Genomic DNA, 14,639 nt, shown 5'->3' on the forward strand with positions numbered 1-14,639 from the left:
GTGCTGTGAACACCGGGCCCTGATCAAGAGGAGTAGACCCTCATGACCGTCAGCATTCTCGCATCTCGTGGGCTCGGTGGCGACCAGGTGTCGCGTTCGGTGCCGATCGTGGTGCTGGGGCAGCCGCACGCGCGGCGGAAGGCGCCGCAGTGGTTCGAGCCGCTGCTGGTCGCGCTGTCGCTGGTCTTGTTCGCGCGGTTGCGTGGTGGTGGTCGGCACGCTGGGACGCGGGTGACGTCGTCGTCGCTGGGTCGGGTGCGCCGGTTCGTGCGGGACTGGTGGGTGTTGTTCGCGGTGTTCGGCGGGTTCGCGTTGGTGACGGTCGTGGGTGTGCTGGTGCTGTCGGTGCAGGTGCCCCGATGAGCGAGGACCCCCGCATCAGCGAGATCCGCGCCGTGCTCGACGGGTGCACGGACGGCGCTCTCTGTCGTTGCCCGGTTCGCATCCGCGCCATCCTCGACCGCCCGGCGCCCGCGCCGGAGCAGTGGCAGGCGGATGCCCGCATCCGGGAGCAGCGTGCGACGGCGCTCGGATACTGCGAGCACATCGTTGAGGTGCTCTCGGACGGCGAAGAAGAGACCTGCAGCGAATTGCGGGAACGCGGCTCGCTCCACTGCGCCGAGCATGCGTCCGCGCCTCGGGTGTTCTTCCCGGGCGACCTCGTACCTGCCGGAGTGCAGGTGATGATTCCCATCGGGGCGGTGATCTCGGTCGCCGCTGGCCCGTGGCGCGTCAGCAAGAGCAACGGCCCAGCGGTTGAGATCACCGCCACCGTCCTCTCGCCGGAGGAGTGGCAGGCCGCTGTCGACCGGGCCCGCGACACCCGCGCCGACGCGACGTGGGCGCACACCGAAGGGACAAACCCGTGACCGCGCCCGCCTACTCCGAGTGCGCCTCCGCCGACTACGCCTGGGACGCCGTCATCGAACGTCCGCGCGGCAGCACCGTCGACCACGTTCGAACCGTCCTGATCGGACAGTGTGATCCCGACCTCCCGATCACTGCCGCCATCCAAGAGCTCGACGGTCAGGTGGTCCGGGTCGCGTTGCTGCGGGACCCGAGCCGAATCTGGGGCACCCCGGCCATCGCCGAGTACGTCGCGCTCGCCGAGCGGCTCACCACCAAGCACGGGTGGCTCTCCCGCCCGGGCATCCGGGTCTCGCCGTCGGTCATCGTGCCGCTCGGACTCCGCGAAGGCTACGAACCGGGCGCCCCGCTGCACACGGTCGACGACGTCCGCCGTCACCTCGACGACCACGGCGCCAGCGGTTGTGGGCTCGCGGCCGCGCACTTGTTCTCCGCCCGCCACGTCGACGGGTGGACGCGGCTCTACGACGAACCCGGCGTCGTTATCACCGCCCACCCCGACGCGCTCCCCGCCATTACCGCCGCCGCTGGTGCGCTCCGGCAGGACCGGTTCGTCGTCACCGACTACGAGAACCAGCGCACCTACGCGATGCGCGCCGAGGAGGCGTCGTGAACGACTTCGACACGGTCCGCGCGATCCTCGCGCACGCCGACGACCTCCGCCCCCGCATCGGCGGGATCGCCGTCGGCGGCGCGCCGACCGTCCGGCTCCGCGACGACGACGTCGCCGGGTTCCGCGCGTGGGTCGCGAGCCTGTCCGCGGCGTCGCCCGTGCACGGCGAGGTCGGACAGCGCCGCGCCGTCCTGTCCTGCACGGGCCTGATCCGCTGCGGCCGCCGGATTTCGGTGGCCGTAGATGTTCGGGCGGACCTGCTCCGCCGCAACGATCTCGCCGGGTTCATCTCGGCGCACGAGCTGGCGCGTCTCGCGCCGATGGTGGGTGCCCGATGACCAAGGTCCTGTTCGAGATCGACGGCAAGCCGACGCCGATGAGGGACTGCTCGTGGCTGATGTACGCGCCGTGCGGCTGTATGTCCGGTGCCTGCACGGTCCGCGAAGGCGCGATGACGGCGGACGAGGCGTGGCGATCGTTCGAGCCGAACGCCGAGCAGCGGCGGCGCGACCAGAAGGCCGGATTCCGGGTTCAGATCGGACTTCTGTCCGACGCGCGCGTGCTTTCCGACGACTGCTCGCACGAACCGAAGTGGGGTGTCGCGAAGACGCCGCTGCCTGACGGGCACCAGTGGGCCCGGATCTACCGATCGGGCCAGAAGGGTGGTCGCAAGCACGTCGTTCCGGACATCGGCTTGGAGAACCATAAGGAGCACCGATACGACTCCGGCGACACGGACGCCCTGTGCGGTGCCAGCGGCTGGTACTGGAAGGCCGAGTGGTGGGCACTCGACGGCGTCCCCGAATGCACCAGGTGTGCGAAGAAAGCGAGTGTGTGATGGGTGACCGACGACGCGACTACGGACCGGCTGGCTGCGCCGAGCGGGGTGTCCTGTTCGGACTCCTCGCCGCGCTGCTCCTCACAATCACCCGGAAGGGCAAGCGATGACTGGACTCGCTCACGCGCGCGACTACTACGGCGTGCCCGCCGAGCTTGGCGGCCGTGTTGTCGTCGACGACGTCCTCGGAGTGATCACCGGATCTGACGAATCCGGACGACTCCTTGTCCAGTACGAGGACGGGTTGGTCGTGTCCGCCCACCCGACCTGGCGTGTCGACTACCTCGACGGCGGTGCACGATGACGACCACAACCACACCCGCGACTGACCTGGCGGATCGGCTCACCGCGTTGGCCGAGCACCTGCGCACGCACCCGGAAGTCCCGAACGTGAAGATCGACGGGCGGTCCCTCGACCCGGAAACGATCACACTCCAGATCAGCACCTACCCGTGGAAGGGCGAACCCCAGAACACGGCCGCGCTGCTGCTGTGGGCAAAGTCGTTCGGCGACAACGGTTCCGTGTGGCTAGGTATCCACGGCGAACCCCGAAACCGGGCCACCTACGTGGAGGTCGTCGGAAAGATCGGTGGCCGCCGGGTCCGCGTGTGGGACGTCGACTTCGGCGAGCTGTACCGGCTGACGAAGGACGGCGTGATGCTGCCGATGTCGGTGACGCAGCTCACCGAGTACGTGGAGGCGGGCACGGTCGAGGGGATCGGTGCCGCATGAAGGACCTGCCCTACGCCGAAGTCCTTGAGAACTTGCGGGTCACCCGTCGTCTGAACGGGAAGGCGTCGGAGACGATCGGCCGGCTCCGCGCAGAGATCGCCCGGCTCCGCCTGGAACGCGCCGAGTGGCGCGGCACCGTCAACGGCGACGTGCTCGTCGAGGTGTTGGCGGCTTCCGCTCCGGAGCAGTGGACGCCAGAAGACCGGCGTGCGCACGCGGAGCGCGTGTTGGAGGCGATGCAGGCGTCCGGGATCGAGGTCCGGCGGGCGGCCCGCCATTGGGCACCGGTCCCGGGCGGCTTGGCTGTCGTTCCTCGCCGCGGCGGACCCAAAGGCGCGGGAATGCTGGTCCGTGTCCGCGAGGTCACCGGACGAGGAAACGTGTCCTGGGTCTCCTTCGACGGCCGTGCCTGCGGCGTCTCCGCACCCGGTGAACTGGAGCAGCCCGCCGAGTCCTATGTGGAAGTGCAGTGATGGCGGCGCGGACGGTCGCGCTGGCCGTGAAGCCGGAGGTCATGCCCGAGGTCGCGAAGATCCTCGGCGCTGGCGCGATGCACCTCAGCGCGCCAGTCGCGAGGGAGGAGCGGCTGCGGGTGCACAAGCTCGACGAGCCGGTCACGCCGACCGCTCGGGTGGTGAGGCGGTCGCCGGACGACGTGGCCGAGGAGTTGGGTGTGACTCCGCGGATGCTGCAGTTGCTGCAACTGATCTCGCTCGGCTTGTCCGTTGATCAGGCCGCTCACCGGATGGGGATCGAGCGGTACACGGCGAAGACGCACGCGGCGCGGCTGTACCGGCAGTTGAAGGTGAAGGGCGGCGCGCCGGAGGCAGTCGCGGTCGGCTACCGCAAGGGTCTGCTGACGGGAGGCGAAGCCTGATGTACGAGTCCCGTGCATACGACAGGCCCACCGAGTTCGGCTCACCGGAACCCGTCGTCGTGCTGGTCGTCTCCGGCACGCACGACGTGTCCCGGATCCTCAACCTCATGAACGGCGGGTCGGCCGTCGTCGAGCAGCTCGAAATCGGCCAGCGGCTCACCGCGCAGGTCGCCCGACACGACGGCGGACGCGCCGCGATGAAGCTGCTCGCCGACCACGGCGGCCCGGACCTGCTCTCGCGCCTGGACGATGAGCCGTGAGCATCGACTACGACGAGGCGTACGCCCGCTCGCGCGATGTCCCGGCCTTCAGCAACGGCACCGAAGGCGAGACCTGGATGGCGAACTGGTGCTACCGCTGCCTCCGCGACGCGCCGCACCGCAACATGGGCAAGGGCTCCGGCTGCCCCCTGATCCTCGTCGCCATGATGTCCCGGACACCGGCCGAGTGGCTCGACGGACCACGCGACGAGCAAGGCCGCTACAGCATGGCGGACCAGTACCACTGCATCGAGTTCAAGGTCCCGGGCGGCGGTGGAGGGGGCGAGCCGCGCCCGAAGCCGGACCCGCCCGGCATGGACGGTCTCTTCCCGCGGCCGGAGCGCGCGACGCGGATGTTCGTGCAGCCGACCCCGGAGCCGGCGCGGCAGATGGCTGGTGCGTCGTGACAGGCCCGGGTGTGCTCATCGCCGCCGCTGTCGCCGCGCTCGTCGTGCTCGCCGCGGTCGTGCTCGTCGACAAACGCCGCCCGCTCCGCCACCTCGACGACCGCCCCCACCACGCGGACGACGTGCCCGGTCCGTGGCTCGGTGACGGCGACCTCAACCGCGCCACCGACGAACGCATCGCCGCCGAACACAACCTCCACAGGAGACTCCGATGATCGAAGTACGCATCCGCCACACCGACCAGTCCAACGCCGTCCGCCTCATGGACTGGCCCGCCAACGACCTCGAAAGCGCGATGCGGGCCGTCTCCGACTGGAGCGTTCGCTTCGAAGACGGCACCGAGTACGGACAGCCCGAAAGCTTCACCGGCCAGCTCGTCGCCGAAGAGGGCCGCGCCTACTTCGAGATCCTGGTCAACGACGACATCGAAGGTCCGGGCGCGTGACCGAACCCGACATCCCGTTCCACGTCGCCGTCGACCGATCCCTCACCGGCCAGGACGTCGGCCGCGACCTCACCCGCGCCGAAAAAGCCGTCATCGCCCGCGGACTCGAAGCCCGCCACTTCACCCACCGCGCCATCGCCTTCCACCTCGGCATGCACGAAGACGCCATCCCACGCCTACTCCACGGCCGACCCGCCAAGAAAGGCCCCCAGCAGTGACCACGTACACCGCACCCATCCGGCGCGTCGACACCGCCCGCAGCCACTACTACCTCGACGCCAACAACGAACGCGTCCCCGGCGTCACCACCATCCTCGGCGACGGCATCCCCAAACCCGCCCTCATCAACTGGGCCGCCAACAGCACCGCCGCCTACGCGGTGGACCACTGGGACGAACTGTCGGGGCTCTCGCCGTCGCAGCGCCTGGAGAAGCTGAAGGGCGCCCGGTACGCCGAGAAAGATCGTGCCGCCAACCGCGGCACCGAAGTCCACGACCTCGGCGAAAAGCTCGCCCGCGGCGAAGAAGTCGAAGTCCCGGACGCGCTGACCGGGCACATCGAGTCCTACATCCAGTTCCTCGAAGAGTTCGCCGTCCGCGTCGTGCTTCTGGAGACGACGTGCATGTCGCACAAGTACGGGTGGGCGGGCACGTTCGACGCGATCTTCGAATTCCCGAACGGGCTCAAGGGCCTGCCGATGCCGTGTCCGCGGATCATGGTGGATCTGAAGACGAACCGGTCGGGGATCTTCGGGGAGACGGCGCTGCAGCTGGCCGGCTACCGGTTCGCCGACACCTACTTGGACGAGGACGGCTTTGAGCAGCCGATGCTCGAAGTGGACGGTTGCGCGGCGGTGCACATCACCGCCGACGGCGCGTACCTGATCCCGGTGGTGGCGGGTGAGGAGCAGTTGCGGCAGTTGCGGTACGCGAAGCAGGTGGCGGACTTCACGAAGATGTCGCGGGATTTGGTGGGTGCGGCGATCGAGCCGCCGGGCCGGACGCCGCGCCGCCGCCTGGAACTGACCGGCGCGGTGGCGTGATGGACGACGAGAGCCGGTCATGGAAGTTCGAGTCCGCCGTGACGAACCGCTTCGGCGTGCGCGTCGCGGTGGTCATCGACATCCCGCTGTCGGCGGCGTGGAAGGACGTCGGCGAGTGCGCCGAGATCGCGCAGATGGCGGCCAGTCACGCCGTCGCCCATATCAACCAGAGCAGTGAGAGGCCCCCGTTCTGATGACCGAGCTTGAGCACTACCAGGGTGGTGGCGAGGTCGTCGCGACGTCCGCGCTCCCCGCCGCCGCCGGCGCGCTCGTCGAGTGGGCGCAGGCGCTCCGCTCCGCGAAGCAGATCGCCGACGCGCTCTGCGCCACCGCGTTCTGCCCCCAGCAGTTCCGGAACAAGCCCGAAGAGGCTGCCGCGGCGATCCTCGCCGGATCCGAGATCGGTCTTTCGCCGCGCGCGTCGATGAACAGCTTCGACATCATCCAAGGCTCCGCGGCGCCGCGGGCGATCACGCTCCGGGCGGTCGTGCAGTCGAAGGGCCACGACATGTGGGTCGTCGAGTCCACGAACAGCCGCGCCATCGTCCGCGGGAAGCGCGCCGGATCCGACGAGACCCACGAGTCGACGTGGACGATGGACCGCGCTCGCGGCCTCGGGCTGCACACGAAGGACAGCTGGAAGAAGCAGCCTGGCGCGATGCTCGTCGCCCGCGCCACCGCCGAATGCGCCCGGTTCGTCGCGTCCGACGCGATCCTCGGCATCGCCTACACCGCGGAGGAGCTGGCCGACACGTTCGAACCGGAGACGACGGCGGTCCGGGCGCCGGCGAAGCGGCGCGCGACGACCACCCGGGTCGCGCGGCCCGCGCTCGGCGCTGGCGCCCCGGCGGTCGAGTCCGCGGGTGACCCGCCGCTGCCCGGTGACGAGGTCCCTGCTGTCCAGTCGTCCGGGCCGATCACCGAGCCGCAGATGAAGAAGATGCAGTCGATCTTCACGAACGCCGGTGTCGATCGCGACGTCCGGCTGGCGGCCTCGTCGGCGATCCTCCAGCGCGACATCTGCACCGCCAGCGACCTGACGAAGGACGAGGCGACGGTGCTGATCGACACGCTGGAGGGATTGGGAGAGGGCGAGGAGCTGAAGCGTCGGATCGAGGAGCTCGCCGACCCGACGCTGCCGGACGACCCGGACGTGGCTGGCGGTGAGCGGTCATGACGGATCACTTCGCGGAGGCTGAGGCGTGGCTCGCGAGCGGTGAGCAGGCGTACGAGCAGTTCGAGTCCGACGAGGCGCCGCGGGACGTGTCGTTGCTGCGGCGCGCGGAGACCGCGGCCCGGTTCGCGGAGGCGCACGTTGCCCTGGGCTGGGCGCAGCCGAAGGTCATCCGGTTCACCGTTCCTGCGGCTGACCCGGACGTGGATCTCGCGCCCGGCCGCTTGTTGACGTACCCGGCGCCGAGCGGTCAGCCGATACCGGTGTCGCCCGTACATCCCGACGGGCGCACCTGACGTGGTCGGGCGGGCAACCCCGAGCCCGCCCGACCACACCCCCAACGACCACGAGAGGAGGGCAGTCCGGATGGCCAACACCGTCACGAAGACGCCCGTCTACCCCGAGTTGATCGCGAGCCTGACCACGTTGTCCGACCGGCTCGCCGAAGTCGCGGAGGAAGTTCAGGAGTACGGCGAATCCCAGGTCGCTCTCGCGGAGGCGGTTCGGAAGGACCACGAGGACAACCACGCGGACAGCCTTCGCTGGTGCAGCAACGAAACTTGCCGACTGGCTGACCAGGTCTTGACAGAACTGGCCAGCTCATGACCTGCCGCGCGCCGGACAGCGCCCTCACCGGTGACCGGTATCTCGAGACGTTGGTGCCGTCCGCGGAGAAGATCGTCCGCGCCGTCCACAACGACCATCCCATGCACGTCGAAGCGATGCTCGCCGACGCCGAAATGGTCTACACCGACCCCGCCACCGCAGCCCGCGCCCTCGTCGTGCTCCTCGCTGCGATGGTCCCCGACGACCAGACCGCCGCCGAACTCCTCGCGTGGCGCCGCAACCCGCACGAGTACCGGCGGCTCCGCGCCGCCGGTGTCCCGGCCCGTGAAGCCGCGCACCTGGCCGCACAGGTCGCGCCGATCAGGAAGGGATCAGCCGCCTGATGGCAAGGAGTGAGGCCCGTCTGCTGTTCTCGGTCTGGGAAGGCCTGGCCGAGATCAGCGACGCCGCGAAGCTGGCTTACTTCGCGGTCCTGACGGACTCCAGCCTGACGCAGTGCGGCGCCGGCCCGCTGCGTCCGTCCAAATGGTGCAAGAACCTCCGCTGGAAACGCGACCGCATAGAACCCGTCCTGTCAGAATTGGACGAACACCGCAAGATTTTCGTGGACCACGACACCGAAGAGGTGTTGATCAGGACGTTCGTGCGCCGCGACGGGGTCGCGAAGATGCCGAACGTTCTCCGTGCCGCACTGAAGTCCGCCGTGCTGATCGAGTCCCATCGGCTGCGGAAGGAGCTCGCGGTCGAGTTGCGGACGTTGCACGACGAGCGTGCCCCGGAGGCCGAGGGGTTGCTGCGTGAGGTGCTGGACGAGTGCCTGTTCGTGGCGGACGAGCTGGAGGGCGTGGTGCGGCCTCGCGAGGCGGCGGAGTCTGCGCCGGCTGCCGAGCCGGAGCCGGGGGAGAAGGCTCCGCCGTCGCGGTGCCCGAAGCATGAGGCGAATCCGACGAACCGGCCGTGCCGGGCGTGTGGTTCTGCGAAGGACGCGAACCGTGAGTGGCACGTCGCGCGGGCCCGGGCGAAGGACGACGTGAACGCTTCGGCGGCGCGGGTGCGGGCGGGGGAGAAGCGGAAGGCGATCGCGGCGTGCGGGATCTGTGATGAGCGGGGCTATGTGGGGACGGCGGTGTGTGACCACAAGCCGCGTGCGTTGATCAAGAGGAGGAACACGGCGTGAGCGAGCAGAAGCCGAAGCGGATCCAGCGCAAGCGCACGGCCGGGTGGCGCAAGCCGGAGGGCGCGGTGATTGTCGACCGCACCAGCAAGTGGGGGAACCCGTACAGGTTCGTAAAGCGTGCAAGCGGCGTGATCGTGCTCTACCGTCCGGATGACCGGGAGTTCGCGTCGATCCCGCCGATCGAAGAGCACGGCTTACTGAAGGCGCGGCGGATCGTCGTCGACTGCTTCCGAGACGTCATCGCCCCCACCTGGGATCTGTCACCGCTTCGCGGCCGCGACCTCGTGTGCTGGTGCCCGCTGTCCGATGAGCACGGATACCGCGTGCCGTGCCACGCCGACGTTCTGCTGGAGCTCTCCAACGGTGGTGTCCCGTGAGCCAGCATGACCGAACCGGCGAGCCGATCGAGGACGACAGCGAGTCGGTGGACGCCCCGTTCCATGATCCGCGCTGCGAGGGTGGGTGGATCGACCCGGAGGCGGACAACCCGAAGCCCTGCTACGTGTGTCGGCCCGGGCTTCGTCCGGAGGTGTTGCGCCGCAGGGCGTACCTGGACGACCCGGCCCCGGATCCGTTGAACACGAAACGAAACCTGGAGACCTCATGACCGACCAGAGCGGATTCGAATCCGGCCAGCTGTGGGTCGACAACGACCCGAGGAAACAGTCGGGGCACCCGGTTCCTGATGGTGACTTCGGTGGGTGAAACGCACGCCGTCTGTGAGAGCTGGTACGAGCACGGTGGCGGCCACTCCCGTACGACCGAGATTCGACTCGACCGGTTCAAGCCGACCGCGACCGGCTACCGGCGTGCGAACCGGCAGGAATGCGAGCGGCAAGGCGTGGCTCCGTGAGCGCGCGGGATCCGCGGTACACCGCCGAAGCCGCGAAAATCTGCTGGGTCGACTGGCTGCCCGGCGACGGCACCGCCTACCGCGTCCACGCACCCGTCATCGCCGGCGGGCCCGACCGATCCGACCGCACCCTTCTCATCAACTGCGTCGGCCGGACCGTCGCGTTCCAGTTCTCGCTGACCGAGTACCGGCACCAGCACCTCGGTCGGTGGACGAAGACGAAGGCCCGCGAGCAGGGGATCCCGGAGTGGGCGTGGCGTGCGGCCGAGCCGCTGCTCGCCGCGTACGGGGTGACCGAGCGGTCGCTGGTGCGGACCGGGGTGGACGTGGTCCGGCAGGCGGGTCGTTCGGTGCGTGAGGTCGATCTGCCTGGCGGTGCGCCGTGACCGCCGGGGTTCGGCTGGGTCGTGCCATCGCGCACGGCTGGGCTGTCCTCCTCGGATACCCCTGGCGCCAATGCGCCGCTTGCGGCAACTCGTTCGGCGGCCAAGAACAGCCCCGCACCGAGCACCTCGAAACCATCCCCGGCGGCGAAGACGACCACCGCCTCCTCTGCCCCACCTGTGTGGACGATGGTGTCGGATGCCGCGCCCACGCCGACACCGAACGCCCGCTACACCACGACGGCTGCGAACACGTCCCCGACGAGATCTGGCCGGCTGACGACACCGACACGGTGCCGGGGCGATCAGGTCCGTACCTGATGGTCATGTCGCCCCATGAGAAGCCGACGCCGTACCCGCGTCCGAGGAAGGAAACTCTAAAGCCGATGGAGATCCGGTTGTTGCCTGAACCTGCTGTGGTCGAGAAGCTCGCCGGGCGTGCGGCGCAGCGTCGGATCCGCGCGGCGGGTGAGCGTGCGCGGGTGTTGGCGGCGCACCGGGACATGCTCGCGGGGATCCCGGACGTCGACAACAACGCCGCGCTCCTCGAACTGTTGCGGGACCACGCGCCGGTGATCGTCGAGTCGGAGGATCGGTTGGTGTGCAGGGGATGCCAGCCGTCGGAGCCGTTGACGGAGGACAAGGTGGATCCGGTGCGGTTGGCGGATGGGCCGTGTCCGACGTGGTCGACGATCCGGGCCCACTACGAGAAGAGGACCGCATGACTGGCCTGTCGAAGGCTCTGGAACTTGCACGAGACGCGATCGTCAGCGACTCCCGCGACTGGAGCGTCGACCAGGTCGACGCGATCGTGTGGGCGCTCCTCGTCGGCTGGGGTTGCGAAGAAGACCACAAGCACGACGACGACTGTGGTGGCCAGGGAGCTTTCCGTGAGGTGATGGATCGGTTCGGCTGGGATTCCCGAACAGTCAAGATGATCCGTCTTGGCCGAGCCGCGATCGCTTCGCTGGAGGAATCGTGATTGCTGACGAGCACTACGAGACCGCGCTCCGCCGCTGGAACGCCGCCCACCGCCAACGCGACCCCATCACCAGCAACCTGGTTCCCCTCACCGGCGCCGACCGCGTCGAAATCGAACAAGCCGCTCAGAAACTCCGCGCCACCGCCAACCCCACCCCAACCACCGAACGCTGCGAAACCACCGAACTCCCCACCGACCAGTGCGCGCACTGCCGACCCGCGCCGCCACGACCGACCACCGTGGACGGACTCGAACCACGAAGGGACAACCCATGACCACCGAACGGTTTTACGTCGACGAGGACGGCTACGGCGAGCCGTGCGTCTGGTACGGCACGGGCCCGGAAAGCCGCGACGACAAGCTCGTCCTCCGGAAGCACAACCTCGACCGCGAGGGCGTCGAGTTGTGGCCGATGGTCAGCGCGGCCCTGCTCGCGTACGGCACCGAGTCCGACGACGTCACCGCGGCGGCCGCGCAGCAGCGGGAGGAGCGTGCGGTGGCCGAGGCCCGACCGCACGACGACGAGGACCTCCGCGCCGACCGCCACGCCGAGATCACCGAGGCTGAGCGTTCGGAGGAGGTGCACGGTGGCTGACGACGCTGTCAGCGCCGCGCGCTACCCCGGCGAGTGCCAGAACCCGCGCTGCACGCGCGAGAACGGCGTGTGCATCGGCTACCACTGCACGGTGTGCGGCCAGCCCAGCAACGGAATGGGGGCCGGACACGAGACCTGCCACCCGCCGACGCGGCCGACGTCGCGCGCGGAGAAGAACTTGCAGGACGCCGTAGGTGGCCTGTGGCGCCGGATCAACACCGCGCTCGGACTGCACGAGCGGGACGACGACGGGGACTGCCGCGAGTGCGGGGTGGACGCGTACGGCGAGGCGATCGCGTGGCCGTGCGCCACCGTCGCCGCGCTGCGTGGTGACCAGCTGGCCGGGCCGCCGGAGGTGTCTCATGGCTGACGACGCTGCCGGCGCCGTGCGTCGGGCGCGCCGCGACAACGGACAGCACGACATCCTGCCCGGCATGCCGGATGCCCTGGCGAAGGTGCCACCAAAGGCGCGCGAGTACGCAGCGCTCACCCTGGACGAAGCGATCGCCAGGTCCCACGCACTGCTCGACGAGGTCATCCAGGTGTACGCCCCGGAGAAGCTGCTGCTGCTGTTCTCCGGAGGCAACGACTCCACCCTCCTCGCCCACCTGGTGCGCGACCGGGTCGACACCGCCGTGCACATCCGCACCACCATCGCCGCCCCGAAAACCTCCGAGTACGTCGCAGCGGTGTGCACGGTGTGGGGGCTGCCAGTGACGTGGGCTGACCCGCCGAGAAGCTACCGCGACCTCGTGCTCGGAGAGGTCAAGCCCTCCACCGCCGGCGCCAAGCACGACACGGTGTGGCGCGGGTTCCCGGGGCCTGGCGCTCACTCGGTGATGTACCAGCGGCTGAAGGAAAGGGCTCTTGACCGTGTCCGCCGGGACCTGGTGGGCCGGCGCGGCCGGACAGGACAGGTCGCCTACATCGCCGGAACCCGGTGGTCCGAGTCAGACCGTCGGTGGCGCAACGCCAACGAGATCGACGTTGCCGGCTCGGTCGTCTGGGTGTCCCCGATCGTGCACTGGACCGAAGGGCACATCGCCGAGTACCGCGAGCGGCACCGCTGCGCCCTCAACCACGTCGACCCGGCCGGATCGGTCACGTCGATGCCCGGCTACCTCGAGGCCTACGTCAGCCGGATCGCACCCGCCGCCGCCCGGCTCACCGGCGTCTCGCTCGAGTGCCAGCCCGCGCTCGACCTCATCACCCGCTACGGCAAGAGCTCGAACGTGCTGCTCTACGTCGACCCGCCGTACCTCGGCAGCTCCCGCCGCTGGGGGAACGCCTACCGGCACGAGATGCGCACCGAGCAGGAGCACCGCGACCTCGCGGCCGTGCTGCACGCCGCGGACGCCTCCGTCGTGCTGTCCGGCTACGACTCGCCGCTCTACCTCGAGCTGTACCCGGACTGGCACGTCACCCGCATCGAGACCATGACCGGGCAGGGCGGCACGAAGCAGGAGCGCACCGAGGTCCTGTGGTCCAACCGGCTCGCCGAGCCGCACCTGTTCACTGGGCTGGAAGGAGTCGGCCGTGGCTGACCCGACAACCACCGTCTACCGCGACCTGGCGGACATCCTCGTCAAGCTCCCCGGCATCGTCCGCGAAACCCGCGACCGCCGGAAGCTCAGCCAGCGCGCCGTCGCACGCGCGATCGGCGTCTGCCCCAGCACCATGTCCCGCTTCGAACGGACCGGCGCACTCGACCTCGACCACACCATCGCCGTCCTCCACTGGCTCGACCAACTTCCGCCCAAGGAGGCATCGTGACCGAGCAGCCCACCACCCCGCCGAAACCGCTTCGGGACAGCCTCGTCTGGTCGGAGCTGGTCGCGGGGCTCGACTGCGCCCCGTACGACCCGCCCGCCCGGCGCCGGCCGCGCGGCGGCTGGCCGAAGACGGGCACCGTCGGCGCCTCGACGACGCTGGGCGACGACGAGCACCCCGGCCACCGTCCCGGCCCGCCCGTACGCCCACGCCCACGCCCACGCGAACCGCGGCCAGCACCGCGTGGCCCAGCTGCTGCGCGACGGCGCCTGGACGATGCCCGCTGCTCGCCGCTGGTTCGCCCGTGCGATCGGCTGGTTCCGCCGATGACCGCCGCCGCCGAGAGTCGCGGCATCTGGCTCGCCCCGGACTGGAGCGGCCTGGCGATCGAGGCCGAGGACGGCTCCCTCATCGAGCTGGGCCGCGAGCACGGCTACGGCGCCTGGGTGAGCCAGGGGATGCTCGACGCGGTGCCGGACCACTGGCTCCGTCTGGTCGCGACGCCAGCAGAAGTGATCGCGGCGACGCCTGGTTGCGAGACCGAGTGGGGCCGCCGCTGGCCGGGCACGGGCATCGTCCAGGAGTTCGGCCACAGCCGCCAGGACGCCGAGGACGGCGCGTTCCCGGGCACCGAGCTGGTCTGCCGTGAGGTCGGCCCGTGGACGGGAGTCCAGCCGTGACCGAGGACAACCGCATGCCCAACTTCTGGTGGTGCCCGACGCATCACCTGTATCGCGGCGGCGATCAGCGCCCGTGCGCCAGCGCCGTGCGGCTCGTGCCCGCCCCGTCTGCGCCTCGGGTGTTCTTCCCGGGCGACACGTGCACCGAAGACGACCACGCTGGAGACCGACCGTTACCCGCACCCGCGCTTCCGCCAAAGCCGGCGGAACCCGCTTCGAAACCACCATCGCCCGATACCTCGCTGAGAACGTCGACGACCGCATCGAGAGACGCACACGATCAGGCGGCAAGGACCGCGGCGACCTCACAAACGCCACGGCATCGGCGACCCCGCCAAGCAGTGGGTCACCATGACCCTCGCCGACCTCGCAGCCCT

Annotated in this window: 32 protein-coding genes; all 32 read left to right on the forward strand. The window is 69.7% G+C overall.

The genetic code is table 11. The features are described 5' to 3' along the window. The first annotated feature begins 42 nt into the window (after positions 1–42). The 32 genes from ACLJQM_RS27785 to ACLJQM_RS27940 all read left to right on the forward strand — a co-directional run bounded on the left by ACLJQM_RS27785 (position 43) and on the right by ACLJQM_RS27940 (position 14,262). Entirely contained in the window at positions 43–363 is a 321-nt protein-coding gene (locus tag ACLJQM_RS27785) for a hypothetical protein (RefSeq protein WP_410633311.1), read from the forward strand. Beyond that, positions 360–869, forward strand: a complete 510-nt coding sequence (locus tag ACLJQM_RS27790) for a hypothetical protein (RefSeq protein ID WP_410633312.1) — start codon at positions 360–362, stop codon at positions 867–869. Before ACLJQM_RS27785 ends, ACLJQM_RS27790 begins: the two co-directional genes overlap by 4 nt. After that, the gene (locus ACLJQM_RS27795; protein WP_410633313.1) at positions 866–1,480 is read left to right on the forward strand and encodes a hypothetical protein; all 615 of its coding nucleotides are present in this window, start codon (positions 866–868) and stop codon (positions 1,478–1,480) included. The genes ACLJQM_RS27790 and ACLJQM_RS27795 overlap by 4 nt, the downstream gene beginning before the upstream one ends. Beyond that, positions 1,477–1,818 carry a hypothetical protein gene (locus tag ACLJQM_RS27800; protein ID WP_410633314.1) on the forward strand — a complete coding sequence of 114 codons (342 nt, stop codon included), beginning with the start codon at positions 1,477–1,479 and terminating at the stop codon, positions 1,816–1,818. Before ACLJQM_RS27795 ends, ACLJQM_RS27800 begins: the two co-directional genes overlap by 4 nt. Then, positions 1,815–2,318 (forward strand): hypothetical protein, encoded by a 504-nt coding sequence (locus ACLJQM_RS27805; RefSeq protein ID WP_410633315.1) that lies wholly within the window; start codon positions 1,815–1,817, stop codon positions 2,316–2,318. Before ACLJQM_RS27800 ends, ACLJQM_RS27805 begins: the two co-directional genes overlap by 4 nt. A gap of 106 nt (positions 2,319–2,424) precedes the next feature. Continuing rightward, positions 2,425–2,622 (forward strand): hypothetical protein, encoded by a 198-nt coding sequence (locus tag ACLJQM_RS27810; protein WP_410633316.1) that lies wholly within the window; start codon positions 2,425–2,427, stop codon positions 2,620–2,622. Continuing rightward, positions 2,619–3,050, forward strand: coding sequence for a hypothetical protein (locus tag ACLJQM_RS27815; protein ID WP_410633317.1), 432 nt, complete (start codon positions 2,619–2,621; stop codon positions 3,048–3,050). The genes ACLJQM_RS27810 and ACLJQM_RS27815 overlap by 4 nt, the downstream gene beginning before the upstream one ends. Beyond that, complete coding sequence (locus ACLJQM_RS27820) at positions 3,047–3,523, forward strand: hypothetical protein (RefSeq protein WP_410633318.1); 477 nt, start codon at positions 3,047–3,049, stop codon at positions 3,521–3,523. Before ACLJQM_RS27815 ends, ACLJQM_RS27820 begins: the two co-directional genes overlap by 4 nt. Beyond that, positions 3,523–3,927, forward strand: a complete 405-nt coding sequence (locus ACLJQM_RS27825; protein ID WP_410633319.1) for a LuxR C-terminal-related transcriptional regulator — start codon at positions 3,523–3,525, stop codon at positions 3,925–3,927. Before ACLJQM_RS27820 ends, ACLJQM_RS27825 begins: the two co-directional genes overlap by 1 nt. Continuing rightward, positions 3,927–4,187 carry a hypothetical protein gene (locus tag ACLJQM_RS27830; protein ID WP_410633320.1) on the forward strand — a complete coding sequence of 87 codons (261 nt, stop codon included), beginning with the start codon at positions 3,927–3,929 and terminating at the stop codon, positions 4,185–4,187. Before ACLJQM_RS27825 ends, ACLJQM_RS27830 begins: the two co-directional genes overlap by 1 nt. Beyond that, positions 4,184–4,594: a hypothetical protein gene (locus ACLJQM_RS27835; RefSeq protein ID WP_410633321.1), complete on the forward strand. Its 411-nt coding sequence runs from the start codon at positions 4,184–4,186 to the stop codon at positions 4,592–4,594. Before ACLJQM_RS27830 ends, ACLJQM_RS27835 begins: the two co-directional genes overlap by 4 nt. Then, positions 4,591–4,809, forward strand: coding sequence for a hypothetical protein (locus ACLJQM_RS27840; protein WP_410633322.1), 219 nt, complete (start codon positions 4,591–4,593; stop codon positions 4,807–4,809). The genes ACLJQM_RS27835 and ACLJQM_RS27840 overlap by 4 nt, the downstream gene beginning before the upstream one ends. Beyond that, positions 4,806–5,039: a hypothetical protein gene (locus ACLJQM_RS27845; protein WP_410633323.1), complete on the forward strand. Its 234-nt coding sequence runs from the start codon at positions 4,806–4,808 to the stop codon at positions 5,037–5,039. The genes ACLJQM_RS27840 and ACLJQM_RS27845 overlap by 4 nt, the downstream gene beginning before the upstream one ends. Next, a complete protein-coding gene (locus ACLJQM_RS27850; RefSeq protein WP_410633324.1) occupies positions 5,036–5,257 on the forward strand; it encodes a hypothetical protein in 222 nt (73 codons plus the stop codon). Before ACLJQM_RS27845 ends, ACLJQM_RS27850 begins: the two co-directional genes overlap by 4 nt. Next, positions 5,254–6,081, forward strand: coding sequence for a hypothetical protein (locus ACLJQM_RS27855; RefSeq protein WP_410633325.1), 828 nt, complete (start codon positions 5,254–5,256; stop codon positions 6,079–6,081). The genes ACLJQM_RS27850 and ACLJQM_RS27855 overlap by 4 nt, the downstream gene beginning before the upstream one ends. Then, the gene (locus ACLJQM_RS27860; protein ID WP_410633326.1) at positions 6,081–6,275 is read left to right on the forward strand and encodes a hypothetical protein; all 195 of its coding nucleotides are present in this window, start codon (positions 6,081–6,083) and stop codon (positions 6,273–6,275) included. Before ACLJQM_RS27855 ends, ACLJQM_RS27860 begins: the two co-directional genes overlap by 1 nt. Beyond that, entirely contained in the window at positions 6,275–7,258 is a 984-nt protein-coding gene (locus ACLJQM_RS27865; protein ID WP_410633327.1) for a hypothetical protein, read from the forward strand. Before ACLJQM_RS27860 ends, ACLJQM_RS27865 begins: the two co-directional genes overlap by 1 nt. Next, positions 7,255–7,551, forward strand: a complete 297-nt coding sequence (locus ACLJQM_RS27870) for a hypothetical protein (RefSeq protein WP_410633328.1) — start codon at positions 7,255–7,257, stop codon at positions 7,549–7,551. Before ACLJQM_RS27865 ends, ACLJQM_RS27870 begins: the two co-directional genes overlap by 4 nt. 70 nt (positions 7,552–7,621) lie before the next feature. Next, the gene (locus ACLJQM_RS27875) at positions 7,622–7,861 is read left to right on the forward strand and encodes a hypothetical protein (RefSeq protein ID WP_410633329.1); all 240 of its coding nucleotides are present in this window, start codon (positions 7,622–7,624) and stop codon (positions 7,859–7,861) included. After that, positions 7,858–8,205, forward strand: coding sequence for a hypothetical protein (locus ACLJQM_RS27880; RefSeq protein ID WP_410633330.1), 348 nt, complete (start codon positions 7,858–7,860; stop codon positions 8,203–8,205). Before ACLJQM_RS27875 ends, ACLJQM_RS27880 begins: the two co-directional genes overlap by 4 nt. Further along, complete coding sequence (locus tag ACLJQM_RS27885) at positions 8,205–8,999, forward strand: hypothetical protein (RefSeq protein ID WP_410633331.1); 795 nt, start codon at positions 8,205–8,207, stop codon at positions 8,997–8,999. Before ACLJQM_RS27880 ends, ACLJQM_RS27885 begins: the two co-directional genes overlap by 1 nt. Beyond that, positions 8,996–9,376, forward strand: a complete 381-nt coding sequence (locus ACLJQM_RS27890; RefSeq protein ID WP_410633332.1) for a DUF4326 domain-containing protein — start codon at positions 8,996–8,998, stop codon at positions 9,374–9,376. The genes ACLJQM_RS27885 and ACLJQM_RS27890 overlap by 4 nt, the downstream gene beginning before the upstream one ends. After that, positions 9,373–9,606, forward strand: coding sequence for a hypothetical protein (locus ACLJQM_RS27895; protein WP_410633333.1), 234 nt, complete (start codon positions 9,373–9,375; stop codon positions 9,604–9,606). The genes ACLJQM_RS27890 and ACLJQM_RS27895 overlap by 4 nt, the downstream gene beginning before the upstream one ends. 242 nt (positions 9,607–9,848) lie before the next feature. Continuing rightward, positions 9,849–10,238 (forward strand): hypothetical protein, encoded by a 390-nt coding sequence (locus ACLJQM_RS27900; protein ID WP_410633334.1) that lies wholly within the window; start codon positions 9,849–9,851, stop codon positions 10,236–10,238. After that, on the forward strand, positions 10,235–10,960 hold the full coding sequence (locus ACLJQM_RS27905) for a hypothetical protein (protein ID WP_410633335.1): 726 nt from the start codon (positions 10,235–10,237) through the stop codon (positions 10,958–10,960). Before ACLJQM_RS27900 ends, ACLJQM_RS27905 begins: the two co-directional genes overlap by 4 nt. Further along, positions 10,957–11,217 carry a hypothetical protein gene (locus ACLJQM_RS27910; protein WP_410633336.1) on the forward strand — a complete coding sequence of 87 codons (261 nt, stop codon included), beginning with the start codon at positions 10,957–10,959 and terminating at the stop codon, positions 11,215–11,217. The genes ACLJQM_RS27905 and ACLJQM_RS27910 overlap by 4 nt, the downstream gene beginning before the upstream one ends. Beyond that, complete coding sequence (locus ACLJQM_RS27915; protein ID WP_410633337.1) at positions 11,214–11,492, forward strand: hypothetical protein; 279 nt, start codon at positions 11,214–11,216, stop codon at positions 11,490–11,492. Before ACLJQM_RS27910 ends, ACLJQM_RS27915 begins: the two co-directional genes overlap by 4 nt. Further along, entirely contained in the window at positions 11,489–11,812 is a 324-nt protein-coding gene (locus ACLJQM_RS27920) for a hypothetical protein (protein WP_410633338.1), read from the forward strand. Before ACLJQM_RS27915 ends, ACLJQM_RS27920 begins: the two co-directional genes overlap by 4 nt. Further along, positions 11,805–12,182, forward strand: a complete 378-nt coding sequence (locus ACLJQM_RS27925; protein ID WP_410633339.1) for a hypothetical protein — start codon at positions 11,805–11,807, stop codon at positions 12,180–12,182. The genes ACLJQM_RS27920 and ACLJQM_RS27925 overlap by 8 nt, the downstream gene beginning before the upstream one ends. After that, a complete protein-coding gene (locus ACLJQM_RS27930) occupies positions 12,175–13,356 on the forward strand; it encodes a phosphoadenosine phosphosulfate reductase family protein (protein ID WP_410633340.1) in 1,182 nt (393 codons plus the stop codon). Before ACLJQM_RS27925 ends, ACLJQM_RS27930 begins: the two co-directional genes overlap by 8 nt. Then, positions 13,349–13,585 (forward strand): helix-turn-helix domain-containing protein, encoded by a 237-nt coding sequence (locus ACLJQM_RS27935; protein WP_410633341.1) that lies wholly within the window; start codon positions 13,349–13,351, stop codon positions 13,583–13,585. Before ACLJQM_RS27930 ends, ACLJQM_RS27935 begins: the two co-directional genes overlap by 8 nt. A gap of 323 nt (positions 13,586–13,908) precedes the next feature. Further along, positions 13,909–14,262, forward strand: a complete 354-nt coding sequence (locus ACLJQM_RS27940) for a hypothetical protein (protein WP_410633342.1) — start codon at positions 13,909–13,911, stop codon at positions 14,260–14,262. The last annotated feature ends 377 nt before the right edge of the window (positions 14,263–14,639 follow it).

This window comes from Amycolatopsis sp. cmx-4-83, assembly GCF_046548815.1.
Lineage (GTDB): Bacteria > Actinomycetota > Actinomycetes > Mycobacteriales > Pseudonocardiaceae > Amycolatopsis > Amycolatopsis pretoriensis_A.